Annotated in this window: 25 protein-coding genes; 6 read left to right on the top strand and 19 right to left on the bottom strand. The window is 64.2% G+C overall.

The features are described from left to right. The first annotated feature begins 1 nt into the window (after position 1). The gene (locus AC3ANW_RS21490) at positions 2 to 1,645 is read left to right on the top strand and encodes a methyl-accepting chemotaxis protein (protein ID WP_488342857.1); all 1,644 of its coding nucleotides are present in this window, start codon (positions 2 to 4) and stop codon (positions 1,643 to 1,645) included. A gap of 22 nt (positions 1,646 to 1,667) precedes the next feature. Here AC3ANW_RS21490 and AC3ANW_RS21495 read toward each other — a convergent pair whose 3' ends face one another. After that, a complete protein-coding gene (locus AC3ANW_RS21495; RefSeq protein ID WP_488342858.1) occupies positions 1,668 to 2,660 on the bottom strand; it encodes a mannonate dehydratase in 993 nt (330 codons plus the stop codon). 116 nt (positions 2,661 to 2,776) lie between these two features. Continuing rightward, positions 2,777 to 4,057, bottom strand: a complete 1,281-nt coding sequence (locus AC3ANW_RS21500) for a hypothetical protein (protein WP_488342859.1) — start codon at positions 4,055 to 4,057, stop codon at positions 2,777 to 2,779. A gap of 168 nt (positions 4,058 to 4,225) precedes the next feature. On the opposite strand from AC3ANW_RS21500, the gene AC3ANW_RS21505 reads away from it, so the two are divergent. After that, complete coding sequence (locus AC3ANW_RS21505) at positions 4,226 to 4,657, top strand: hotdog fold thioesterase (RefSeq protein ID WP_488342860.1); 432 nt, start codon at positions 4,226 to 4,228, stop codon at positions 4,655 to 4,657. A 118-nt stretch (positions 4,658 to 4,775) separates the two neighbouring features. Next, a complete protein-coding gene (locus AC3ANW_RS21510) occupies positions 4,776 to 5,723 on the top strand; it encodes a CysB family HTH-type transcriptional regulator (RefSeq protein ID WP_488342861.1) in 948 nt (315 codons plus the stop codon). Here AC3ANW_RS21510 and AC3ANW_RS21515 read toward each other — a convergent pair. Continuing rightward, positions 5,720 to 6,289 carry a cob(I)yrinic acid a,c-diamide adenosyltransferase gene (locus tag AC3ANW_RS21515; protein WP_488342862.1) on the bottom strand — a complete coding sequence of 190 codons (570 nt, stop codon included), beginning with the start codon at positions 6,287 to 6,289 and terminating at the stop codon, positions 5,720 to 5,722. The genes AC3ANW_RS21510 and AC3ANW_RS21515 overlap by 4 nt on opposite strands. A 91-nt stretch (positions 6,290 to 6,380) precedes the next feature. Here AC3ANW_RS21515 and AC3ANW_RS21520 point away from each other — a divergent pair, with 91 nt between their 5' ends. Next, complete coding sequence (locus AC3ANW_RS21520; RefSeq protein WP_488342863.1) at positions 6,381 to 7,808, top strand: FAD-binding oxidoreductase; 1,428 nt, start codon at positions 6,381 to 6,383, stop codon at positions 7,806 to 7,808. Positions 7,809 to 7,821: 13 nt separating this feature from the next. On the opposite strand, the gene AC3ANW_RS21525 is transcribed toward AC3ANW_RS21520, so the two are convergent. The 6 genes from AC3ANW_RS21525 to AC3ANW_RS21550 form a co-directional block, all read right to left on the bottom strand. Continuing rightward, entirely contained in the window at positions 7,822 to 8,568 is a 747-nt protein-coding gene (locus AC3ANW_RS21525) for a class I SAM-dependent methyltransferase (RefSeq protein WP_488342864.1), read from the bottom strand. Positions 8,569 to 8,605: 37 nt separating this feature from the next. Beyond that, positions 8,606 to 10,456: a sensor histidine kinase gene (locus AC3ANW_RS21530; protein WP_488342865.1), complete on the bottom strand. Its 1,851-nt coding sequence runs from the start codon at positions 10,454 to 10,456 to the stop codon at positions 8,606 to 8,608. A 19-nt stretch (positions 10,457 to 10,475) separates the two neighbouring features. Continuing rightward, the gene (locus tag AC3ANW_RS21535) at positions 10,476 to 11,084 is read right to left on the bottom strand and encodes a hypothetical protein (protein ID WP_488342866.1); all 609 of its coding nucleotides are present in this window, start codon (positions 11,082 to 11,084) and stop codon (positions 10,476 to 10,478) included. Between the two features lie 203 nt (positions 11,085 to 11,287). After that, entirely contained in the window at positions 11,288 to 12,127 is an 840-nt protein-coding gene (locus tag AC3ANW_RS21540) for an EAL domain-containing protein (RefSeq protein WP_488342867.1), read from the bottom strand. Positions 12,128 to 12,172: 45 nt separating this feature from the next. Continuing rightward, positions 12,173 to 12,589: a hypothetical protein gene (locus AC3ANW_RS21545; protein ID WP_488342868.1), complete on the bottom strand. Its 417-nt coding sequence runs from the start codon at positions 12,587 to 12,589 to the stop codon at positions 12,173 to 12,175. Beyond that, a complete protein-coding gene (locus AC3ANW_RS21550) occupies positions 12,586 to 12,759 on the bottom strand; it encodes a hypothetical protein (protein WP_488342869.1) in 174 nt (57 codons plus the stop codon). The genes AC3ANW_RS21545 and AC3ANW_RS21550 overlap by 4 nt, the downstream gene beginning before the upstream one ends. A gap of 393 nt (positions 12,760 to 13,152) precedes the next feature. Here AC3ANW_RS21550 and AC3ANW_RS21555 point away from each other — a divergent pair, with 393 nt between their 5' ends. Beyond that, a complete protein-coding gene (locus AC3ANW_RS21555; protein WP_488342870.1) occupies positions 13,153 to 13,806 on the top strand; it encodes a LytR/AlgR family response regulator transcription factor in 654 nt (217 codons plus the stop codon). Between the two features lie 31 nt (positions 13,807 to 13,837). Here AC3ANW_RS21555 and AC3ANW_RS21560 read toward each other — a convergent pair whose 3' ends face one another. The 10 genes from AC3ANW_RS21560 to AC3ANW_RS21605 all read right to left on the bottom strand — a co-directional run bounded on the left by AC3ANW_RS21560 (position 13,838) and on the right by AC3ANW_RS21605 (position 21,024). Then, positions 13,838 to 14,773, bottom strand: coding sequence for a ParB/RepB/Spo0J family partition protein (locus tag AC3ANW_RS21560; protein WP_488342871.1), 936 nt, complete (start codon positions 14,771 to 14,773; stop codon positions 13,838 to 13,840). A gap of 20 nt (positions 14,774 to 14,793) precedes the next feature. Next, positions 14,794 to 15,375: an RBBP9/YdeN family alpha/beta hydrolase gene (locus AC3ANW_RS21565; RefSeq protein WP_488342872.1), complete on the bottom strand. Its 582-nt coding sequence runs from the start codon at positions 15,373 to 15,375 to the stop codon at positions 14,794 to 14,796. Next, positions 15,372 to 16,169, bottom strand: a complete 798-nt coding sequence (locus AC3ANW_RS21570) for a ParA family protein (RefSeq protein ID WP_488345483.1) — start codon at positions 16,167 to 16,169, stop codon at positions 15,372 to 15,374. The genes AC3ANW_RS21565 and AC3ANW_RS21570 overlap by 4 nt, the downstream gene beginning before the upstream one ends. A 71-nt stretch (positions 16,170 to 16,240) precedes the next feature. Next, the gene (gene rsmG / locus AC3ANW_RS21575) at positions 16,241 to 16,897 is read right to left on the bottom strand and encodes a 16S rRNA (guanine(527)-N(7))-methyltransferase RsmG (RefSeq protein ID WP_488342873.1); all 657 of its coding nucleotides are present in this window, start codon (positions 16,895 to 16,897) and stop codon (positions 16,241 to 16,243) included. 5 nt (positions 16,898 to 16,902) lie between these two features. Then, the gene (gene mnmG / locus AC3ANW_RS21580) at positions 16,903 to 18,873 is read right to left on the bottom strand and encodes a tRNA uridine-5-carboxymethylaminomethyl(34) synthesis enzyme MnmG (RefSeq protein ID WP_488342874.1); all 1,971 of its coding nucleotides are present in this window, start codon (positions 18,871 to 18,873) and stop codon (positions 16,903 to 16,905) included. Then, positions 18,870 to 19,319 (bottom strand): type II toxin-antitoxin system VapC family toxin, encoded by a 450-nt coding sequence (locus AC3ANW_RS21585; RefSeq protein WP_488342875.1) that lies wholly within the window; start codon positions 19,317 to 19,319, stop codon positions 18,870 to 18,872. The genes mnmG and AC3ANW_RS21585 overlap by 4 nt, the downstream gene beginning before the upstream one ends. 11 nt (positions 19,320 to 19,330) lie before the next feature. After that, positions 19,331 to 19,579, bottom strand: coding sequence for a type II toxin-antitoxin system Phd/YefM family antitoxin (locus tag AC3ANW_RS21590; protein WP_488342876.1), 249 nt, complete (start codon positions 19,577 to 19,579; stop codon positions 19,331 to 19,333). A gap of 112 nt (positions 19,580 to 19,691) precedes the next feature. Then, complete coding sequence (locus tag AC3ANW_RS21595; protein ID WP_488342877.1) at positions 19,692 to 20,543, bottom strand: transglutaminase-like domain-containing protein; 852 nt, start codon at positions 20,541 to 20,543, stop codon at positions 19,692 to 19,694. Positions 20,544 to 20,569: 26 nt separating this feature from the next. Next, entirely contained in the window at positions 20,570 to 20,824 is a 255-nt protein-coding gene (locus tag AC3ANW_RS21600; RefSeq protein WP_488342878.1) for a hypothetical protein, read from the bottom strand. Between the two features lie 14 nt (positions 20,825 to 20,838). Further along, positions 20,839 to 21,024, bottom strand: coding sequence for a DUF1328 domain-containing protein (locus tag AC3ANW_RS21605; protein ID WP_318635316.1), 186 nt, complete (start codon positions 21,022 to 21,024; stop codon positions 20,839 to 20,841). Between the two features lie 213 nt (positions 21,025 to 21,237). Between AC3ANW_RS21605 and gstA the strand changes: the two genes are divergently transcribed. Then, positions 21,238 to 21,858 (top strand): glutathione transferase GstA, encoded by a 621-nt coding sequence (gstA, locus tag AC3ANW_RS21610; RefSeq protein ID WP_488342879.1) that lies wholly within the window; start codon positions 21,238 to 21,240, stop codon positions 21,856 to 21,858. The last annotated feature ends 3 nt before the right edge of the window (positions 21,859 to 21,861 follow it).

Below are 21,861 nucleotides of genomic sequence, written 5' to 3' on the forward strand. Positions count from 1 at the left end.
CATGTCTGTGTTTTCCTTGCGCCGGTACACCATCCGGATGCGCATGTACGGCGCGATCGCGCTGGTGGTCGGTCTGGTCGTCGTGCTCGGAGGCGCGGGTTTCCTGGGCATGGCGGGCATCCAGCAGAAGGCCGAGGCCTTTGTCTCCACCTCGTCGACCGCGGCAGCCCAGATGGCCGAGATGCGGGATGCGTTGTCGGTGGCGCGCCGCAACGAGAAGGACATGATCATCCAGTACGAAAAGCCGGAAGGCGTGCGTGCCGCTCGCACCCGCTGGATCGCCGCACTGGACAAGGCCAACGCCACAGGCAACCGTTTCGCCGAAGAGCGCGGCGGCGACGACGCCACCGCCATGAAGGACGTGCTGCAGCGCCTGGGCCGTTACCGCGAGACCTTCACCGCCACGGCCAACCAGCTGGAGTCGGGCGGTTATGAATCGGCCACCACCGCAAACCGCATGAGCGCCCGCGCGGTGGCGGTGTTCGAGGAAGCCGAAAAGAACATGGTCGCCCTGGACGACCGCCTGCGCACCCAGATTGAACAGACCCTGGCCGAGCAGCGCAGCATGGCGCAGCGGATCCAGATGCTGTTCGCCATCGTCGTACTGGTGGCGGTATGCACCGTGGTGCCGCTGACACTCATGAACATGCGTTCCATCTGCCTGCCGCTGGAGCAGGCCCGCCGTGCCGCACTGGCCATCGCGCGGGGCGATCTGTCGCAGACCATCGTGGTCGAAGGCCGCGATGAACTGGCCGACCTGCAGCAAGCGCTGGCCGGCATGCAGGACGGCCTGGGATCGATGGTGGCCCAGGTGCGTAATGCCAGCGAAAGCATCGCCACCGCCAGCCAGGAAATCGCAGCCGGCAACCAGGATCTTTCGAACCGCACCGAGAACACGGCGGGCAACGTTCAGCAGACCGTGGCTTCGATCTCGGAGCTGGGCAGCAACGTGCAGCAGACCGCTTCTTCGGCCCAGACCGCCCACGCCCTGGCCACCACCGCCAGCGGTGCGGCAACGCGTGGCGGCGAAGTGGTACAGCAGGCCGTGGCCAGCATGCAGGACATCGCCACCTCCAGCCGGCGCATCAACGACATCATTGCGTTGATCGATTCCATCGCCTTCCAGACCAATATCCTGGCGCTGAATGCCGCGGTGGAAGCCGCCCGCGCCGGTGAACAGGGCCGCGGTTTCGCGGTGGTGGCGAGCGAAGTGCGTAACCTGGCTCAGCGTTCGGCCCAGGCCGCGCAGGAGATCAAGGGTTTGATCCAGACCAGCGTGACCGCGGTCGACGGCGGCGTGAAGCTGGTGCGCGACGCCGGCGTGGCGATGGAAGAGATCGTGGCCGGTGTGAAGCGGGTCGGCGGCATCATCGGCGAGATCAGCAGTGCGGCCAACCAGCAGACCACCGGCATTGGCGAAGTGAGCGATGCGGTGAACGACATCGACCGCATGACCCAGCAGAACGCCGCGCTGGTGGAACAGTCGGCCGCCGCGGCCGAGTCTCTGCGCGAACAGGCGCAACGCCTGGCCGGCGTGGTGGGCCAGTTCCAGCTGTCGGGTGGAATGGCCCACACCCTGTCTGCACCGCCGGCCACGCCGCGGATCGCGAAGCCGGCCGCCAAGCGCCTTCTGGCACAGGCCTGACCGGCCCGTAGCGCAGAGAGGTTCAGAGCCGGGGTCTGGCCGCGCTCCAGACCCCCGCGGCCTGCAGCAGGCCGCGGGCATATCCCAGCGAAAACGCGTCGAAACGCTGGTGATCGGGATCCAGTTCGGACACCGGCGAAGGCTCGGCGCAGACCGGCCCCGCATAGCCCCCGCGCTGGTAGGCCTTCAGGGCCTGAAACATATCGACGTCGCCCTCGTCCGGGAACACTTCCTGGAAGTCGAGATAACCTCCACGGATGTTGTTGAATCTCACGACGAAGATGCGGCCGGTAGAGGCGAATTCCTCGATGACGGGTATCAGCGCCTTGGCGGGTTCGGTGAACATGGCGGACACGGCGCCCTGGCAGAAATCCAGCCCGTGGTGGGGGCTGGGCGAAAGCTCCAGAAACTTGCGCATGCCTTCGACCGAACCCATCACGTGTTCGATGCCGTTCAATCCGCCCGCCGGGAATGACGGGTTCTGCGGCAGGCACGCCAGCCGCACACCGGCCTTGTCTGCCGCACCGACAAGGCCTTCCACCAGGAACTCGATGGCCGACCAGGCTGCCTTGGCGTTGACGGGCGGTGTTTCACGTGGATCATCCGAAATGCCTTCGGCATGCAGGTAGGACGGGTAACGCACCCCGCCCCTGCCCGGCCGGTGCGAGGTGCGAGGCGTGCCCGCCAGTTGCACGTGATACCGCAGGCATTCGATGCCTGCCTCACCGGCCTGGCGGATGTTGTCGGCCAGCAGGTCGCGCTGTCGCCGGGCGGAGGGTAGGTCGTTCAAAAAATCCATCAGCACCGAACCCACGCCGAGCGTGAGCACGTCGAGCTTCAGACCGAAGCTTTCGATCCAGTGCCGGTAGGCAGCGAGGTGGCTGGCCTCCCAGCGCACCGGCCGGGACGGGGGGACGGGGTCCCGGTTGTCTACCACCACATGCTGCACGCCGAACTGGGTGCAAAGGCGCAGGCGGCGTTCATCGGGGTTGAGGAGTTGCTCGCTGAGGTACATGGTTTGTGTTTCCCTTGCCTGCATGAAAACGAAAACCGTATGGATACGAGCGTAGCTTGCCCGGTGAACGCGCGAGCGGTTTGCCGCTAGCGGTTTTCACTGAGTCATCCTATGAGTCAGGGGTTCTTGGCAGGTTTCTTGTCGGTGCCGAACAGGCGACCGAGCGCATCGCCGATACGCGCACCGAGGGCGGTGCCCACACCCGGCAAGACCGCCGTGCCGACAGCGGCTCCGGCGATGGCGGCAGGCGGCACGCTATAGGTCGGATCGGTCACCGGCCCGGTGATCTTGAGCGGTACACCGACCACACCGTCGACCAGATCGACCGCGATGTCTGCATCGACCTTGCGGTTCTGCAGCACCACCGTTCCGCTGGCGCTGAGTGCGCCCGACTTCGCCTTCAGGGACGAATACCGCATGACGATGCCGTCGCTGTCGTTTTGCGTGTCGAGCACACCGGTGAGCGTCTGCAGCGGCGTGGTGCCCTGGTGTTCCTTGCCCACGCTGCGGATGGCCCGGTCCAGGTCGAACCGCAGGATGGTGGCGGGGTTGACCGAAAAGGTGGTTCGGGTGTGGAGCGATTGCACGATTTCGCCGAGCGTCTTGCCCTGGGCTTCGACTGTGGTTTCGCCATTGGCACGACCGGCGATCACCGGCTTGCGTTTGAAGGTTTCCAGCAGTAGCCGCAGGTCGATGTTCCGCGGTTGCAGCGGCCCGGCGATGCGCCAGGTTTCGGATGTGGGCTGGGTGAGGGTCAAAGTTCCGTTCCAGGTGCCGTCGGCTACGGTGATGTCGGTCCTGTATTGGTCCTGGCCGTCGACGCGGTGGAGTTCCAGGCGGGCGGGCGGCTGGGAACCGGTCAGCCAGACGGCGGCTTCGTGCGGTCGCCAGGCGGCGTCGAAATCGACTGTGCCGTCGAACTCCAGCGGGATCTCGCGGCGGCCGATCCAGGTGACCTTGTGGAACTCGGCGCGCTGTATCGCCTGTTCCGCCAGTCGTAGTGGTTTGTCCTTCCTGTCGTTCTTGCCGTTTGCGTCGCCCTGGTCGAAGGCCTTCACCGACACCTGCGGAATGGTGGCGCCATCCAGCAGCACCCGCTCGAACGCGATCTCACGGTGCAGCAACCGGCCGATGCGGGGCCAGGCAGCCAGGTGTTTCAAGACCACCGGTTTTTCCTGTTCGGTGCTGGCGTCGAACACCTCGACCATGGGCACCGGCAGCAGTTGCCAGTGCAGGCGGCCGATGTGCACCGGCACGCCCAGTTTTTCGGTCAACGCCTGCTCGGCGCGCCGCGCCAGTTCGGTTTCACTGGGGATGGCCAGGGCTGCGGCGATGCCGGCGACGGCCAGCACGGCGACGACGACCAGGGTGATCTTCAGGGCGGGACGACGGGTCATGTGAACGAGGAATTTCAGGCCCCAGGCGGCCCACCGTGCCTTATGCCCCGGCTCGGTCTTCCAGGGCGTCGGCGGACATGCCATCCGGGCGTGTGCGGCAGGCGTATCTTCCCGGGGCGCATTAGGATCTTCCGTCCGGCATTCGCCGCCTTCATCACCTTCAAACCCATGCCCATCTGGACCGCGCCCTTCACCCTGGACGACCTGCACGCGCGCTGCGTCGACACCGCCATCGAACACCTTGGCATCGAATTCCTGGAGATCGGCGACGACTTCCTGCGCGGCCGGGTGCCGGTGGACCGCCGAACGCACCAACCCTACGGAATCCTGCACGGCGGCGTGTCGGTGGTGCTGGCTGAAACCCTGGGTTCGATCGCAGCGGCCTGCAGCTGTGCCGCCGGTCATCGGGTGGTCGGCCTGGACATCAATGCCAACCACCTGCGCTCGGTTTCGACCGGATGGGTGACGGGCACCGCCCGGCCGGTGCATCGAGGCCGCAGCACCCAGGTCTGGCAGATCGACATGCAGGACGACCAGGGCCGCATGACCTGTGCTTCTCGCATCACCATGGCGGTCCTGGCGCCGGCTGCCGCATCCTGAAGATTCTTAACGCGCCTGACGAATAAGAAACCAACTTTTTATTCGTTCTGGGTTGAAGGGAATGGGTCGAATAATGCGGCCCGGCCGGACTTCACGGGCCGCATTTCCTTGTCTGCCCATGAACTTCCAGCAATTGCGCTCCGTGCGCGAAGCCGTGCGATGCGGTTTCAACCTCACCGAGGTCGCGCACACGCTGCACACCTCGCAGCCGGGCGTCAGCCGACAGATCCGCGAACTGGAAGACGAACTGGGCATCGCGCTGTTCGTGCGCTCCGGCAAACGCCTGACCGGCATGACCGAACCCGGCGCGCATGTGCTGCCGGTGATCGAACGCATTCTTCTGGACAGCAGCAACCTGCGCACCGCCGCCCAGGAATTCGTCGCGCAGAAAAGCGGCCGGCTGGTGATCGCCGCCACCCATTCTCAGGCGCGTTACGCGCTGCCTGGTGCGGTGCAGGACTTCCGCCGGCAATTCCCCAACGTGCGGCTGCACCTGCACCAGGGCTCGCCCCAGCAGGTGGCCGAGATGTTGCTGGCCGGCGAGGCCGATGTCGGCATCGCCACCGAGGCGCTGGACCGCTACGAAACCCTGGTCGCCCTGCCCTGCTATCGGTGGACACATTCGGCTATCGTCCAGCCCGGCCATGCCCTGCTGGACGGTCCGCTGACGCTGGAGCGTCTGTCGCGTTATCCGCTCATCACCTACGACACCGGTTTCACCGGCCGGCCGCACATCGACGATGCTTTCTCCCAGCAGGGCCTGGCGCCGGAGATCGTGCTGTCGGCCATGGATGCGGACGTCATCAAGGCTTATGTGGAACTGGGCATGGGCGTCGGCATCGTGGCTTCCATTGCCTACGAAGCCGAACGCGACACCGGCCTCAGGGCGCTGGACGTGGGCCATCTGTTCGGCATCAACCTGACCAAACTCGCGCTGCGGCGTGGTGCCTACCTGCGCGGCTACGTCTATTCGTTCATCGAATGTTTTGCGCCGACGCTGGTGCGCGCGGTGGTCGAGCAGGCGCTGGGCGACGGTGCCGACGCCGGCGAGCAGTACGACATCTAGGCGCCCTGCCGGGCCAGGCGCTCGCTTTTCCAGTAGATGTCGTCGCCGCCTTCGGCCCGGTTGAGCACCCGCGCCAGCACGAACAGCAGATCGCTCAGTCGGTTGAGGTATTGCCGTGGCGCCGGGCGCACCGTTTCATCCTGCCTCGACAGCGAAACGACGGCCCGTTCGGCGCGGCGGGCGACGGTGCGGCACACATGTGCCAGCGCGGCGGCGCGGGTGCCGGCCGGGAGAATGAATTCGGCCAGCCTCGGCAGCGCGACGTTGTGGTCGGCCAGGGCTTCGTCGAGCCGCAGCAGCGCAGCATCCTTCAGCAGTTCGTAGCCGGGCATGCACAACTCGCCGCCAAGGTCGAACAGGTGGTGCTGGATGTCCACCAGCAGTGTTCGAACTTCGCCCGGCAGTGCGGTTTCGGCCAGCAGCACGCCGATGTTGGAGTTGAGTTCGTCGACATCACCCATGGCCTGCACCCGCAGGTGGTCCTTGGGCACGCGGGTGTTGTCACCCAATCCCGTACTGCCGTCGTCGCCTGTACGGGTGGCGATCTGCGTCAGGCGATGACCCATGGCATGCTCCTCGGTTCGTTTTTAAAGTCGGGGCTATCGTAAGGCGTGAGCAGCGCAGCTCCCCGACAGATTTCAACCGCAGAACGCCGCCATGAACGCACCCGCCCTCGCCCCCCATCTCCTGCCCGAAGTGGCGCTCCGCCCGGTGCCTAGCGCCCTGCTGGACGCGTTGGCGGCGCGTTTCGGCCCGACGCAGTATTCGGCAGCGCATGCGGTGCGACAGCAGCATGGCCGCGACGAGTCTTCTTTCGACGTGCCACCGCCCGAGGCGGTGGTGTTCGCCCAAAGCACCGCCGATGTGGCCGACACCATCCGGCTGGCGGCTGCCCACGCGGTACCGGTGATTCCCTTCGGCAGCGGTTCGTCGCTGGAAGGTCAGTTGCTGGCGGTGCAGGGCGGCATCAGCCTCGATGTCTCGCGCATGAACCAGCTGCTGCGCCTGGACGCCGACGACCTGACAGTCACGGTGCAGCCCGGCATCACCCGCAAGCAGCTCAACGACCAGATCAAGGACAGCGGCCTGTTCTTTCCGATCGACCCGGGCGCCGATGCCTCCATCGGCGGCATGACGGCAACCCGCGCATCCGGCACGAACGCGGTGCGCTACGGCACCATGCGCGAGAACGTGCTGGCGCTGGAAGTGGTGACTGCCGGTTCGGAGGTGATCCGCACCGGCACGCGCGCCCGCAAGTCGGCCGCCGGTTACGACCTGACCCGGCTGATCGTGGGCAGCGAAGGCACGCTGGGCGTGGTCACCGAGATCACGCTGCGCCTGTACCCCTTGCCGGAGGCGGTGTCGGCGGCCATCTGCTCTTTCCCGAGCATCGAGGCGGCGGTGCGCACCACCATCGAGACCATCCAGATGGGTGTTCCGATCGCACGCTGCGAGCTGATCGACGTGAACTCGGTGCGGATGGTGAACAAACATTCGAACCTCACCCTGCCCGAGTCGCCGATGCTGCTGATGGAGTTCCACGGTTCGCCGACCGGCGTGGCGGAACAGGCGGCGGTCGTGCAGGAACTGGCGGCCGGAAACGGCGGCAACGGCTTCGAGTGGGCGACCACACCCGAAGAGCGCACCCGCCTGTGGACCGCGCGGCACAACGCCTATTTCGCGGCAGTACAGTCGCGCCCCGGCTGCCGCGCAGTGGCGACCGATACCTGCGTGCCCATTTCACGGCTGGCCGACTGCCTGCTGGATTCGGTGACCGAGGCTGATGCCAGCGGTATTCCATACTTCCTGGTCGGACACGTAGGCGACGGCAACTTCCATTTCGGCTACCTGATCGACCCGGAATCCGCCGAGGAACGCGCCACCGCCGAAGCCCTGAGCCATTCGCTGGTGGCCCGCGCGCTGAAGCTGGAGGGCACCTGCACCGGCGAACACGGCATCGGCCTGCACAAGATGGATTTCCTGGTGGACGAAACCGGCGTCGGCGCGGTCGACGTGATGCGCACCCTGAAGCGGGCACTGGACCCCCTGAACATCCTCAACCCCGGCAAGATCTTCGCCCTCTGAAACGGCTTGCCGATCAGCGGCGCTGGTAGGCCCAGACCGGTTTTTCGCCGGCCTGCAGCGGCGGCAGCGCGCGCAGGTCGGGATGCTCTTCGGGCAGCGGGAATTCGAGGCTGACCAGCCAGGCACCGGGTTTCAGTTCGACCACCGCCTTGCTGCCGGCGCGGCCCATGCTTTCGGGTCGCTGGAACAGGTAGACCAGGTCGTTCTCGCGCCAGTCGTCGTGCCAGATGTCGCCCTGCCGCACCCGGGCCCAAGGGCAACGCAGTGCGCAGGCCAGGCGCAGGGGCCAGCTCCATTCGGTGCCGCGCAGTTGTGCCCGGGGATAAGCTTCACGCAGCGCAAGAAGGCCGTCTCCGAGGCCGCAACCGGCATCCAGCACCACGGCCCCCTCTTTCAGCACCACGTCCTGTGCAAGCCCCTTCAAGGTACCGCGTGGCGTGGGAAAAAGGGGCGCATCGCGCCAGGTGCGCAGCGGATACAGGCAGGCCAGGAGGGCCAGCGGCAACAACCACCCCCACGCCGGCACGGTGGCAGCACCCAGCGCCGCGAACGACAGCGGATAACCGGCAGCCACCATCAGGCGACGCCAGCGCCGGGAGTGCGGCCAGGCACCCAGCGCGCCCAACGCCGTCGCGGTGAAAAGCGAAGTCAGCGGCGGAACACCCACGGCCTGCAGCCCCAGCCAGCAGACCCAGCATGCAGCCCAGGTGAGCAGCGCCGGCAGCGGCCAGGGAAAGAGGTTCGGGCGAGCTTTGGACATGCTTCCCATCATCGCGCAGCGGCGCGTTCGGATGACTTCAGCGTGCCCACTTCTGCAACACGGCCGCGACCGTGTCCAGCCGCACCGGCTTGAGCACATGGTCGTTCATGCCGGCGTCCTGGATGGCGGTGGCCCGCTCCATCGATGCGAAGCCGGTGATGGCGACGATGGCCATCGTGCCGCCGGCGCCCGGCAGCGCGCGGATGAGGCGGGTGGCGGTCAGGCCGTCCATGGCACCCAGCTCGAGGTCCATGAAGACCATGCCGAATATTTTGGCGGTGCACATGGCGACCGCCTCGGCGCCGCTGCCCGCCACTTCGACATTGCAGCCCAGGGCCTGAAGCATCTTGCGCAGGATGAGGCGGTTGGCAGCGGTGTCGTCCACCACCAGCACATCCAGGGTGTTGAAGTTGAGTGCCGGCCTGGGTCCGACCGCCGATTGCGTGAACTCTTCGCGCGGCAGGCGACGTCGTTCCTCGTGCAGCGGCAGGCGGATGGTGAATGCGGCCCCGTGGCCTGGCTCGCTGCTGACGCGGATGTCGCCCCGCATCAGTTCGACGAGCGCCGAGCAGATGCTCAGCCCGAGACCCCAGCCTCCGACCGTCGGCCCGGTCGACGAGGGGACTGCCGAAACACGGGCGAACCGGTTGAAAAGCGAGCGCTGCCGTTCCCGCGGTATGCCCGGGCCGTCGTCGCGCACGACGATCTCGAGCAGCGGGTTGAAATTGCCCCGATAGCGGGCCTGGACCGTGATGGTGCCGCTTTCCATCACCTTGATGGCGTTCCCGATGAGGTTGAGCAGGATCTGCTGCACGCGTGTGGCGTCGCCGATGAGGACTTCGGGCACCGACGAGTCGACGCTGTGCCGCACCACCAGGTCGCGGCCGTTGATGGCCGACGACGCCGACAGCACCGAGGTGCGCACCAGGTGCCTGAAGGAAAACGGCGATAGCGCCAGGCGGGTGCGGCCCGCGTTCAACCGGCCCACATCCAGCAGGTCGCTCAGTAGCACCTGCAGCAGGCCGCCGGTCTCGCGGGCGTGTTCGATCAACTCCTGGTGTTCGTGCGACATCAGCGCCGGATTCGAGGCCACGTCGAAATACCCGATGATGGAAGTGAGCGCGTTGCGTATTTCGTGGTTGAGGTTCTCGACGAACTCCTCTTCCGCCAGACGGGTGACTTCCGCGTCGTGCAGCAGACGCGATTTTTCATGGATCAGTTGGACCACGCCGCGGAAATTGAGCCAGTTGTTCCACAGCGTCCAGAGCGTGCCGCAGCAGATCATGCCGACCAGCACCGTCCGCACCAGGGTGTCCGGGTCGTGCGGCATCAGGCTGATGAAGAGTGTCGCTGCCAGCAAGGGGACCGAATAGGCCAGCGCCGCAAAGGGCAGGACGAACAGGGTCGCCGAGGCGCCCAGGCTGAGCGCGGCCGCAGCGACGCAAAGCAGGTTGAGCGTGCTGGCGCTGGCGTCGTTGTCCCCCAGGTAGTACAGCAGGCAGACCGCCCAGAAACCGCCCAGCACCGCCGAATAGCCGATCTGTCGCCGGAGATGGTTGGGCGACACCGAAATCGGCCGGACACGACGCCGCAGACGCCACCAGCTGACGGCGACCGGTGCCAGCAGATAGGTCATGCCGATCAGCATGGGGACGAGTTCCGACCAGCGGTGATGGTCCAGCATTGCTATCGCCGACAGCAGCATGCCGAGACCGTTGCTCAGGATGACCATCGGCATGTGGCGTGCCAGGGCGACCGACTGCGCGATGCGCAGGTCGTTTTCGGCCTCGGCCTGCCACCGCTGCTGGAACTCGCCGTGTTCCATGGGCTTGGCGGCGGCGCTCATGCGGGCCAGGCGGTGGCGCCAGGAGTCGGGATACCAGTGCATGCTTTTTTTCCGCCGCGGATCAGGGCGACGCCAGGGGGCGACCGATGGCGGTGAAACGCGCCGAACGCACATGTCCGGAACCGTCCGGCAGCGGAACCCATTCGCGCGGATGCGCGCGCACGTGGCCTGGAGAAACCTTGGCCAGCATCGTCAGTTCGACCTGCCACCAGGCGAAGCGGCGAATCGACAGGCTGACGCACGAGGTGTAGTCCTCCAGCAGGGCGTCGATGCCCGCCTGGATGAACGCGGTCATTTCGCTCTGCTGTTCGGTACGAAGGCTGAATTCGCCCTCTCCCTGGTCGATGCGCGGCTCGATGGCGTCCGCCATCAGGTAACGCATCGCGGCATAACTTCGCGTCAGCTCGCACAGGCCGACGAGTGTCAGTTGCCGGCTGGTTTCCATGCGGTGCACGGCGGCCAGGTAATCGGCAAGCCGGCCCACCAGTTCTTCGCGCAGGCCCATGTCCTCCGTTGCGGTGAGGCGGTTGAGCAGGTTGAGCACTGCATGGACATTGATGGAGCGGCGTTCGTGCCTGGCATGGCTGGCTGCCAGCACCAGGCGTGCGCGAAATCCTGTCAGGCACGCCGCGGCCGCAAGGGGTGCGGAGAGAGCTGAGCCATACGTCATGGGGCGCGCGCGGGGGAGCGATGAGGAAGTCGAGGCGGCCTGCCAAAAACAGCAAGCGGATGAAATCCGGGAGTGAATATTCCACAGTTTGTAACTAATGTAAGGAAATTTATGGAATTGCGATGGCATCCGCATGCGTTCGCGAGGAGCCGATAGGGCTATGCGAGTCTCTTGAGGGCGGGCGGTGGTGCCCTCCGAGGCTGCTATTGCTGCGGATGGATAAGGCGCGAGGCCAGGGGTATCTGTTTGCGGGCCAGCGGTTCCGCCAGCGGCTGTGAAAGGCCGTTGCCCTGCACGCGTACCCGGTGCCAACGCAGGCGGGCCAGCCAGCGCAACTGCGCGTCGGTTTCAAGCCCCTCCACGACGACATCCTTGCGCAGGGCCAGGCACAGGTTGATGACGCTGGTCATGAGAGTGCATGCGCGGGATTCGTCGGGAATCCGTGTCAGGAAAGCCCGGTCGATCTTGACCACGTCGAAGGGCAGTTCGGCCAGCCGGGAAAGCGTCGAGTGGCCGGTGCCGAAGTTGTCCATGACAAGCCGTACGCCGGCTTGCCGCAGCATACGGATGTTGGTATCGGCGATATCGCCGAAGCCGGGCATGCAGGTTTCGACCAGTTCGATTTCGAGTTCGCCGGGCTGGATCCGGTATTGGGCCAGCAGACGGCAGACCCGCGGGGCGAACAGCACATCGGCCAGGTCGTCGGGGTCGAGGTTGACGGCAATGAACATGCCCTGACGACTGCCGCCACGCCAGGACTGCAAGGTGCGGCAGGCGCTTTCGATCACGTGGAGAGCCAGGCCGTCGATGAGTCCGGCGGCACGTGCGAGCGGCAGGAAATGTTCGGGTGCCAGCCATTGGTCCGGCAACACATGCAGCCGTGCCAGGGCTTCGAATCCGCACAACGAGAGGCCCGGCAGCAGGTACTGGGGCTGCAGCAGTACGCCGAACTGGCGGTTTTCCAGCGCCTTCAGGAGATCGGCCTGGCCGATCGATCCGCATGCCGGGACGGCGGCGGGGCAGAAGGAGGACGTTGGGGTCATGCGGCTCCCTTGTGCAGGCCCGCGGGGGGCTCCCGACCCAGAGGGTCAGGTTGAGGTGCGGGTGATGAAACGGCTGTCGAGCACCGTGATCTGCGGGAACAGCGGATGGGTGGGGTTCACCACCAATGCCATGCCGTCGGCGGAGAGCGAGGTGGGAACCCAGGCGCCGAGCAGGTCACGCTGGCACAGCTGCATCAGCAGGTCCGGAGAGACGCTTTCGCTGCCGCCAAGGTCGACAATCTGGCCCTCGTTGGGCAGCTGTAGTTTTTCCCAGAGCATTTCTTCGGGGTCGATGCCGGCGCACAGGAGCGCGCCGCACATCGCCGCGAGTTCACTCTGGCTCCAGGCATATACCACCCGTTCTCCAGCGCGGTGGAAAGGTCCGTCGTAGGTGGCCGGCTCGGCAGCCGCGCGCGCCCAGGACTGGGTGGGGTGCACCGTGCGCCAGGCGAAGCGACTCATAGCGGCCAACCTTTGGACAGTGCCTCCATCAGCGCGCCGAGCTGCTGCGCCTTGGCGGGCGAGGTTTGCGCGTTCTTGGGCGAGGCGCTCAGCATGGGGTGGTTCGATTCGAACCAGCGCTCGGCCTTTCGGTACGAGCCCATCACGAGACATGCCCGTTGGAAAAGCATGGTCGGCGTTTCCTGGACGGAAGTGGGGGGTCGGCGGACAGTGGTCATGGCAGTTGGCATGCTCTGGAAAGAGGAAGGGGTCCACGGCTACAGCCGTTACGTTTGGTGCCTACCCGTTGACATGTGATGTGCGTCGGTTTGCATTGAAACCAAGCATCACAAATGTTGAACGCCCCAGTCAGGCGATGCGACGAACACCGGTTTTCCGCCGATGAATCGACGTATGGCGCGACGAAATGCGGAAGTGCTTGGCTGCTTACTTGTCGCAATTTCTCCGGTCGAAATGTGGGTGATAGTGTGTCCTAACATGCGTAACTTTTTATAAACGCAGAGGGCTGGATGGACGTCGTTGTGGGTGAGGACGACCTGCCGCAAAGAGAGCGGCTGTCACGGATGATCAAACTCCTCCGTCCTGAATGGACACAGGTGGCGCATGTCTCCACTGCCGACGGTGTGCTGGCCGCGGTGGCCGATTTCAACCCCGATGTTCTGGTCCTGGACATTCATCTGGGTGGCGAAGATCCACGCTGGATCCGCAGGCTTCCGCGCGAGGCGGTCATCGTTTTCATCACCGGGGATCCGTCGCTGGCGATCGATGCTTTCGACCTTGCGGCGGTCGATTACGTCATGAAACCGCTGCTGCATTCGCGGCTCGAGAAAGCCTTCGAGCGCGCAGAGAACCGCATCAGAGACCTGGCCCGGGACGACGATGCGGATGCTGCGGGGTTCGACACCGTCGTCGCTGCGCGGGGCGTCGAACTGGTGATGTTCCACGCGAGCGACCTCTGTTATCTCCAGTCGGATAACAAGTACACCCGCCTGGTGTCTTCAACCCAGGAGGGGCTGGTGCGCACCACCATTTCAGAATTCGAACGCCGGCTCGACCCGCGTTTCTTCAAGCGCATTCACCGTGGAACCCTGGTCAACCTGCGTCAGGTGCAGCGGGTCTGGCGTGACGACACAGGGCGGCTCCGGGTGCAATTGCCCTGCCCTGGTGATGACCTGCAGGTGAGCCGTACCTTCGAATCGGTTTTCCGGGTGTTCTGATCCAAGTCTCAGGCCGCCCTGCGGTCCGGGTTTAGGTGGCCGGTCCGCGCAGGCGGTCGATCAGGCCGTTGAGTTCATCCATCGAGGCGAAGTGGATTGCCAGTTCGCCACCTTCCTGGCCCGGTGCGCCGCGTTTTCCGCGTTTCTTCACCCGCACCTCGACCTGGGCGGTGAACAAGTCCGAAAGCTCTTCTTCCACACGTCGCAGGTCGCGCGATTTTTCGGGAGGGGGTGCGGCAGGTTTCTGGGCGGTGAGGCCGAAATCCGCGCCGATCTTCCGGGCCAGCGATTCGGCCTCGCGGACCGATAGCTTGCGAGCGGAAATCTGGTGCGCCGCTGTGATCTGGGCGGCCTTGTCGAGCGGCAACAATGCCCGTGCGTGGCCCATGTCGAGGTCGCCTGCCATCAACATGGTCTGGACGGGGTCGGCCAGTTGCAGCAGCCGCAGCAGGTTGCTCGCGGCACTGCGCGAACGGCCGACCGCCTGCGCCGCCTGCTCGTGGGTCAGCCCGAATTCCTTGACCAGGCGCTGCAGGCCCTGGGCTTCTTCCAGCGGATTCAGGTCTTCGCGCTGGATGTTCTCGATCAGCGCCATGGCGGCGGCGGCTTCGTCGGGCACGTCGCGCACCAGCACCGGCACGCTTTCGAGGCCCGCCAGGCGTGCGGCCCGGAAACGGCGTTCGCCCGCGATGATTTCATAGTGGCCGGCGTTAGGGCCACCCGCCAGCTGTCGCACCAGGATCGGCTGCATGATGCCCTGGGCCTTGATGCTTTCCGCCAGCTCGTACAACGCACCTTCGTCCATGCGTGTGCGCGGCTGGTAAGCCCCAGCCACCATCACATCGAGGGACAGGGTGGTGGGCAGGCCCGGATCGGCGGCGGCGGCCTTTTCTGGTGCCTCTACGGCCTTGGGGCCCAGCAACATTTCGAGGCCGCGGCCGAGGCCCTTGGATTTCTTGGTAACCATGGTGATCGGCAGTCTGTGATTCAGTTCTTGGGCGCCGGAGTGGCGGACAGTGCGACGGCGGCCGCACCCGCAGCCTCGCGCAGATAGGCGTGGCCTTGCGGCCAGTCGCCGATGGCCGAAGCGGCATTGATGTGGCCCAGGGGACCGGCATCGACAAACGCCGCTTTCCAGGCGGACGCGAACGAACGGGCTCGCGGCAGCTCGCAATAGGGATCGTTGCTGCTGGCCATGACGGTGGTGATGAAAGGTAGGGGCTGCAAGGCTAGGGGCGACCAGCCGGGCAACTGGTCGGCGAGGGTTTCACGTTCGACATCGGGCGGTGCCACCAGGAGGGCCGCACGGACCAGCCGCGTATTGCGTGAATGGCTGGCCCAGGCAGCCACCAACACGCAACCCAGGCTGTGCGCCACCAGCACCACTGGTGCTCCCTCCCCGGCCAGGATTTCTTCTTCCAGGCGGGCACTCCAGTCACCGCGCAAGGGCCTGGCCCAGTCATGTTGCTCGACGCGGCGGTATCCCTTGTGTTTTTCCCACAAGGTCTGCCAATGGTCGTCACCGCTTCCGTGCCATCCGGGCAAGGTCAACACCCGCGCCGCGGTCATGCTGCCACCGCGGGCGACTGGGCACGCTCGACCATTTCGGTTGCAAAAGCAACAAAGGCTTGCGCGCCTTTTGATGCCGGGTCGAACACCACGCCCGGCAGTCCATAACTCGGCGCCTCGGCAAGTCGCACGTTGCGCGGGATGACCGTGTTGAAGACCTTGTCGCCGAAGTGATCCTTCAGTTGCTCGCTCACCTGCTGCTGAAGAGTGATGCGTGGGTCGAACATCACACGCAACAGCCCGATAATCTTCAGGTCCTTGTTGAGGTTGGCATGCACCTGCTTGATGGTGTTGACCAGATCCGTCAGGCCTTCGAGCGCAAAGTATTCGCACTGCATCGGCACGACGACGCCGTGGGCACTGCACAGACCGTTCAATGTCAACAATGACAGTGAAGGGGGGCAGTCGATTAACACGAAGTCGTAATCGGCATCGACGGCCGCCAGTGCGGTCTTCAGCAGCCGTTCCCGTTGGTCCATCTCCACCATTTCCAGCTCGGCTCCGGCCAATTCGCGGTTGGCACCCAGTACGTCATAGGCACAGCCACTGGCTTCGAGTTTTTCCGCGCGCACCCGTGCGTCGGCAACAGGCATCCCGTCCACCAGCACTTCGTAGAGCGTGGCGTCGAGCGCCCTTTTGTCCACGCCCGAGCCCATGGTCGCGTTGCCCTGGGGATCGAGATCGACCAGCAATACACGTTGCCCGATCTTCGCCAGGCCGGCGGCCAGGTTGACGGATGTGGTCGTCTTGCCAACGCCACCTTTTTGGTTGGCGACACAGAAGATTCGGGCCATGGTGTGTAAAGAAAAAACGGAAAACAAAGGCCGGCAAGTGCCGGCCTTGGGGTTAACGACGAAGACGAAGTTTACGCGGCATGCACCGGGGCAGGTTTCATCCAGACGATGCAACGTTCGGCATCCAGTCCCGGAACGACGATTTGTTCCACGTGAAACACCTGGACCGCAGGTGGTAAAACGGCCAGCTCTTCGGCTGGATGTTTGCCTTTCATGGCCATCCAGACACCCCCGGGCGCCAAGGATTTGCCGGTCCAATTGGTGAAATCGAGCAATGAAGCAAACGCTCGTGAGCAGACCACGTCCTGCGCTTCCGTCAATGTTTCCACCCTTGCGTGAATACCTCGGAGATTGGGAAGACGTAATTCAAGTGCTATCTGCTGTTGAAACGCTGCCTTCTTGGCAACTGTGTCCACACAACTTACCTTGGCCTGCGGGCAGCAGATGGCGATAACCGCACCCGGCAAACCACCACCGGAACCTACGTCCAATAATTTGAAGGATCCATCTCCGCGTTCTCTGAGCAATGAGGGAATCACGGCCAAACTGTCCAGCAAATGGTGCGTCAACATTTCCGCCACGTCGCGCACGGCTGTCAGGTTGTAGACCTTGTTCCATTTCTGCAGCATGGCCAGATAGGCGCAAAGCAGATCCAGTTGCTGGGCGCTGAGCGTCAAGCCGATGCGTGCTGCGCCCTCTTCGAGGGTTGTCGATGTCGTGGATGCCATGCGGTTCAAATCGTTTCAGCTTCGGTTGGCTCGTTCTGGCCGAAGCCCTTGAATCCGCGTTTCTTCAAATGCACCAGCAACAAGGAGATAGCGGCCGGCGTGACACCCGACATGCGGGATGCCTGGCCCAGCGTTTCTGGCCGGTGGCGCTGCAGCGTCTGGCGCACTTCGAAGCTGAGGGCTGTGACCTGCAGATAGTCCAGGTCGGCTGGCAATCGCATGCGTTCGTGGTGTGTCGAGCGTTCGATTTCGTCTTTTTGGCGTTCGATATAACCGGAGTATTTCGCGGAAATCTCGATCTGCTCGACCACGGTATCCCGCGCTTGGCCCAGGTTGGCCTCATTGAGTTCTGACGATCTGAATCGTCCACCGTCCAGAGACATCAAGGCGTCATAAGTCACATCCGGTCGGCGCAGCAAATCGGCAAAGTTGTATTCATGGTCGATTGCCTTACCCAGCACTCGTTCGGATTCGCTCGATGCCAAATTCCGCGGATTCACCCAGATCGAGCGCAGCCGCTCTGTTTCACGTGAAACAGCATCGCGCTTGCGGCTGAAAGCGTCCCACTGCACGTCGCCCACCAGTCCCAGCGTCCGCCCGGTTTCGGTGAGGCGAGCATCGGCATTGTCTTCGCGCAGCTGCAAACGGAACTCTGCGCGGCTGGTAAACATGCGATATGGCTCAGTCACACCTTTGGTGATGAGGTCGTCGACCAGCACACCCAGGTAGGCCTCGTCGCGGCCCGGAAGCCAAGGCCCGTCACCACGTACCTGCAATGCAGCGTTGATGCCGGCAAACAGACCTTGCGCCGCGGCTTCTTCGTATCCGGTGGTCCCATTGATCTGGCCGGCGAAGAATAGCCCCTTGATCTGTCGTGTCTCGAAGCTCGATGTCAGCGAACGCGGATCGAAATAGTCGTATTCGATGGCATAACCAGGCCGCAGGATGTGGGCGTTTTCCATCCCCTTCATTGACCGCACCAGCGCGTATTGGATGTCGAAAGGGAGGCTGGTCGAAATGCCGTTGGGATAGATCTCGTGTGTCGTCAGGCCCTCGGGCTCCAGGAAAATCTGGTGGCTGTCCTTGTCGGCAAAACGGTTGATCTTGTCTTCAACGCTCGGGCAATAACGCGGACCCACGCCTTCGATCTTGCCGGTGAACATGGGACTTCGGTCAAACCCGCTGCGGATGATGTCGTGGGTGCGTTCGTTGGTATGGGTAATCCAGCACGGCATCTGGCGCGGATGCATGGCTGCCGAACCCATGAAACTGAAGCTTGGTACACGGCCTTCGTTGATGCCACCGGGCATGCCGTCGCCCAGCTGTTCGGCGCACTGGCTGAAGTCGATGCTCCGGCCATCGATGCGCGGCGGTGTGCCGGTTTTCAGCCGACCCTGTGGAAGCTTCAGTTCCTTCAGGCGGGCCGAGAGCGATACCGCCGGCGGATCCCCTGCCCGGCCGGCTGCGTAGTTGTTCAACCCGACATGGATCTTCCCGTCCAGGAAAGTGCCGGCAGTCAACACCACCGCCCGGGCGCGAAAGGTGATGCCAACCTGGGTGACGGCACCGACGACACGATCACCCTCTACCACCAGGTCGTCCACTGCCTGCTGAAAAAGCCACAGGTTGGACTGGTTTTCCAGACGGGTGCGGATGGCGGCCTTGTACAAGATGCGGTCAGCCTGCGCGCGGGTGGCGCGCACTGCCGGGCCCTTGGAACTGTTGAGGATTCGGAACTGAATGCCCGATTCGTCTGTGGCAATCGCCATGGCGCCGCCCAGCGCATCGACCTCCTTGACCAGATGGCCCTTGCCGATGCCGCCGATGGACGGGTTGCAACTCATCTGCCCGAGGGTCTCGATGTTGTGGCTGAGTAGCAATGTCTTGCTGCCCATCCTGGCTGCAGCCAGCGCGGCTTCGGTGCCGGCGTGGCCGCCACCGACGACGATCACGTCGAATTCCTGGGGATAGATCACAGTATTTCCTTCCGAAGTCTTGACTCGCCCGGGTTGCCCGGCACGTATTCAGTCTGCAGTCCGAGTTTTCGCGCTGCTTCCGCCTGCTGCCGGTCGCAGGTCACAAAAAGGTCCACTCGCGCTGAAAGGGCACTGCCGATGTGCAGCGCGTCTGCCGCACGCAGCGGCGCGTGTTCCATGGCGGCGAATGCAAAACGTTCCACGTGGGCATCTACATTCACACGCTCCATGTCGGCGATGTCTTCGCAGGCCATCGACCAGGTCCGGTCAAAATCCGTGGTGGACAGAATTCCTTCACGCCGGCGGCGTAACAGCGCAGACGCCACTTCGGCTTGGCAATGGGCTGCGACGAACAAACTACTGGCCTCGGAAAATAACGCGAGTACACGGTCGTGACCGGTCTCTGCCGAATACCGTTTGGTCAGCGCCGAGGTGTCGAACAGCATGCGCGCGGTACTCACCACGGCGCCGCTCCTCGTTCGTCCCGGATGGCGTTCCCCAGGGATTGGCCGGCGGGCAATACCAAAGGTTCGAAAGGCCGTTTCCAGCTCGGTACGTGGGAAGCGGCACTGTCGCCGGCGGTGGCCGGCACCAAGTCCGCCACCGGCTTGCCATGCCGCATGATGCGCACGGTTTCGCCTTGTTCGACCAAGTCGAGCATGGCCGACGCATTGGCACGGAATTCACTCAGGGGAAGGGTATGCATGGTGTACAGAATCGAAGGATTTGTACATTTTATCGGTTGCCTTCTTTTTGAGCACCCACCATGAAAAAAGCCCTGCAGCGGCAGGGCTCTCATAACATTTGGAGAACGGAGGTCAGGCCGGCATGAGGCGCCGTACCGTTGCTTCCACAGGGTCCGGGTTGTCGCTTGCCGGGCTTCCGTCGTGGTTCACCTGGATATGCATGTACGACATCGTCACCATGCCGAACATGGTGGCGAACGCGGTGTCCTTGGCATCACGGCCGGTGCCGACACGCACCACCGCTTCCACCGGCGCGAGGTTGGTCGGGTCGAACATCACCCACTGGCCGCCCAGCCACGCCTCGAAGGTGGCGTGGAAATCCTGGGGAGGTTCGTCGAAATGCACGTAACCCACCACCAGCCGCGCCGGAATGTTCAGCGCGCGGCAGAAAGTGATCGCGAGATGGGCGAAGTCGCGGCAGACGCCGGCTCGCTGCAGATAGACGTCGCGGGCGCTGGTCGTAGCGGTACTCACACCCAGCTGGTAGGCGATGTTTTCGCGAATCCAGTCGCAGATGTGGCGCACCCGCTGATATCCGGGCGGGACACGGCCGAACAGATGCTGAGCGGCCCGGCTCATGACGTCGGATTCGCAGTAGCGGGTGGGCATCAGGTAATGCAGCACCTCGTTGGGCAAGGAAGTGATGGGCGACTCGTTGAGTGCCGAATCGGGTTTCGGGCGCAGCATCTCGATCTGGGCGTCGTACCGCACTTTCAGCGTGCCGGGAATCCCATCGCAGCGGAAGAACCGGTTGCCATTGTTCGGGTCTTCGAACTGTCGCACCTGGATGCCGGGGGTCACGATCAGCGAATCATCCAGGATGCGCTGGTCGCCTCGCCGCGAGGCCTGGATATTGAAGCAGAAGTGGGTGTCCGCGTGGATCGAATATTCGAGATCGCAACGCAGTGTGGTGATGTTGGTCACGGTGATTCAGGTCGGATCAGGCGCATTCAGTTGCGCACCACGTGCAACCGGCGGGCGACACCGGCGGCGGCATGCGCGACGGCGTTGGCCGCACGCTGGCTCCGGCGACGGGCCGGCGGAGCACCGCCTTCCCACCAGCTGTTGGCGGTGGTGGACATCACCTTGGTGGCGTACCACATGGGCGTGTACATCGGCACGACTGCCTCGTGGCTACGCTCTGCGCGGCTGGCGGCGTTGCGGGCGAATGAGAGCGAAAAGGCGCTGCTGGCGTCGAAGGTCATGTTGCCGTCGTCCCTCAGTCGATCGCCTTGCGGACGGCGCCCACACCCAGTGCAGCCAGCACCACGAAAACGATGGCGACGAGCAGGAACAGGCCGAACAGGATCTTGGCGATGCCTGCGGATCCGGCCGCGACGCCGGTAAAGCCCAGGGCGCCTGCGATGAGCGAGATGATGGCGAAGATGATTGCGTACTTGAGCATGGTGTTCTCCTGGGACCGGAGAAGGGCTCGTCCGGCAATGAATCGACTGTAGGGAGACGCCCTCGGCCACCAGGTCGGGATCGTCCGCTTTGCTCTGTAGGACGGCTGCCAAGCGAGGCGTCGATGCGGCAAAAAGCCCGTCGACACGCTTAGCATGCGGGCGCGGCTTCGGCCCGCGCTCTCGCCATCCACGACCCTCCAGGAAACCATCGCATGAAGCTCTATTTCAGCCCCGGCGCCTGTTCGCTTTCGCCTCATATCGTGCTGCATGAAGCCGGCATCGCCCATGAAGCGATTCCCGCACCGACAAAGACCCACCGGCTGCCGGACGGCACCGACTACTACACCATCAACCCATTGGGTTATGTGCCCCTGCTGGAGCTGGACGACGGCACCAGGTTGCGCGAAGCCGCGGTGATCGTGCAGTACATCGCCGACCAGGCTCCGGCCAGAAACCTCATCCCGGCCCACGGCACGCTGGCCCGCTACCGGATGCTGGAATGGCTGAACTTCATCGCCACCGAACTGCACAAGGGCTTCGGTCCGCTGTTCAACCCGGCCACCCCCGACGACTTCAAAAACGTGACCAAACTCAAGCTGAAGTCACGTTTCACCTGGCTCGACAGCCAGCTGGAGGGCCGTGATTTCCTGACCGGCGAAACCTTCTCGGTGGCCGACGCGTACCTTTTCGTCATGACCGGCTGGGCACAACGCATGAGTGTCGACCTGAACGGCCTGGAACGGCTGCAAGGCTTCATCAGCCGTGTCGCCGCGCGCCCGGCGGTGAAGGCTGCGCTCGCCATGGAGCAACAACAACAGCAGCAACAGCAATAAGCC

The organism is Xylophilus sp. PBN-3R, assembly GCF_057747805.1.

What these genes read in the sequence shown, in the direction of transcription:
- AC3ANW_RS21525 (WP_488342864.1), bottom strand. Translation starts at nt 8,568, where the DNA reads ATGTCCAAAGCTCGCCCGAACCTCTTTCCCTGGCCGCTGCCGGCGCTG.
- AC3ANW_RS21555 (WP_488342870.1), top strand. Translation starts at nt 13,153, where the DNA reads ATGATCAAACTCCTCCGTCCTGAATGGACACAGGTGGCGCATGTCTCC.
- AC3ANW_RS21605 (WP_318635316.1), bottom strand. Translation starts at nt 21,024, where the DNA reads ATGCTCAAGTACGCAATCATCTTCGCCATCATCTCGCTCATCGCAGGC.
- AC3ANW_RS21600 (WP_488342878.1), bottom strand. Translation starts at nt 20,824, where the DNA reads ATGACCTTCGACGCCAGCAGCGCCTTTTCGCTCTCATTCGCCCGCAAC.
- AC3ANW_RS21520 (WP_488342863.1), top strand. Translation starts at nt 6,381, where the DNA reads ATGAACGCACCCGCCCTCGCCCCCCATCTCCTGCCCGAAGTGGCGCTC.
- AC3ANW_RS21510 (WP_488342861.1), top strand. Translation starts at nt 4,776, where the DNA reads ATGAACTTCCAGCAATTGCGCTCCGTGCGCGAAGCCGTGCGATGCGGT.
- AC3ANW_RS21535 (WP_488342866.1), bottom strand. Translation starts at nt 11,084, where the DNA reads ATGACGTATGGCTCAGCTCTCTCCGCACCCCTTGCGGCCGCGGCGTGC.
- AC3ANW_RS21540 (WP_488342867.1), bottom strand. Translation starts at nt 12,127, where the DNA reads ATGACCCCAACGTCCTCCTTCTGCCCCGCCGCCGTCCCGGCATGCGGA.
- AC3ANW_RS21550 (WP_488342869.1), bottom strand. Translation starts at nt 12,759, where the DNA reads ATGCTTTTCCAACGGGCATGTCTCGTGATGGGCTCGTACCGAAAGGCC.
- AC3ANW_RS21565 (WP_488342872.1), bottom strand. Translation starts at nt 15,375, where the DNA reads ATGACCGCGGCGCGGGTGTTGACCTTGCCCGGATGGCACGGAAGCGGT.
- AC3ANW_RS21560 (WP_488342871.1), bottom strand. Translation starts at nt 14,773, where the DNA reads ATGGTTACCAAGAAATCCAAGGGCCTCGGCCGCGGCCTCGAAATGTTG.
- gstA (WP_488342879.1), top strand. Translation starts at nt 21,238, where the DNA reads ATGAAGCTCTATTTCAGCCCCGGCGCCTGTTCGCTTTCGCCTCATATC.
- AC3ANW_RS21570 (WP_488345483.1), bottom strand. Translation starts at nt 16,169, where the DNA reads ATGGCCCGAATCTTCTGTGTCGCCAACCAAAAAGGTGGCGTTGGCAAG.
- AC3ANW_RS21585 (WP_488342875.1), bottom strand. Translation starts at nt 19,319, where the DNA reads ATGCTGTTCGACACCTCGGCGCTGACCAAACGGTATTCGGCAGAGACC.
- AC3ANW_RS21500 (WP_488342859.1), bottom strand. Translation starts at nt 4,057, where the DNA reads ATGACCCGTCGTCCCGCCCTGAAGATCACCCTGGTCGTCGTCGCCGTG.
- AC3ANW_RS21545 (WP_488342868.1), bottom strand. Translation starts at nt 12,589, where the DNA reads ATGAGTCGCTTCGCCTGGCGCACGGTGCACCCCACCCAGTCCTGGGCG.
- AC3ANW_RS21515 (WP_488342862.1), bottom strand. Translation starts at nt 6,289, where the DNA reads ATGGGTCATCGCCTGACGCAGATCGCCACCCGTACAGGCGACGACGGC.
- AC3ANW_RS21530 (WP_488342865.1), bottom strand. Translation starts at nt 10,456, where the DNA reads ATGCACTGGTATCCCGACTCCTGGCGCCACCGCCTGGCCCGCATGAGC.
- AC3ANW_RS21490 (WP_488342857.1), top strand. Translation starts at nt 2, where the DNA reads ATGTCTGTGTTTTCCTTGCGCCGGTACACCATCCGGATGCGCATGTAC.
- AC3ANW_RS21505 (WP_488342860.1), top strand. Translation starts at nt 4,226, where the DNA reads ATGCCCATCTGGACCGCGCCCTTCACCCTGGACGACCTGCACGCGCGC.
- rsmG (WP_488342873.1), bottom strand. Translation starts at nt 16,897, where the DNA reads ATGGCATCCACGACATCGACAACCCTCGAAGAGGGCGCAGCACGCATC.
- AC3ANW_RS21495 (WP_488342858.1), bottom strand. Translation starts at nt 2,660, where the DNA reads ATGTACCTCAGCGAGCAACTCCTCAACCCCGATGAACGCCGCCTGCGC.
- AC3ANW_RS21590 (WP_488342876.1), bottom strand. Translation starts at nt 19,579, where the DNA reads ATGCATACCCTTCCCCTGAGTGAATTCCGTGCCAATGCGTCGGCCATG.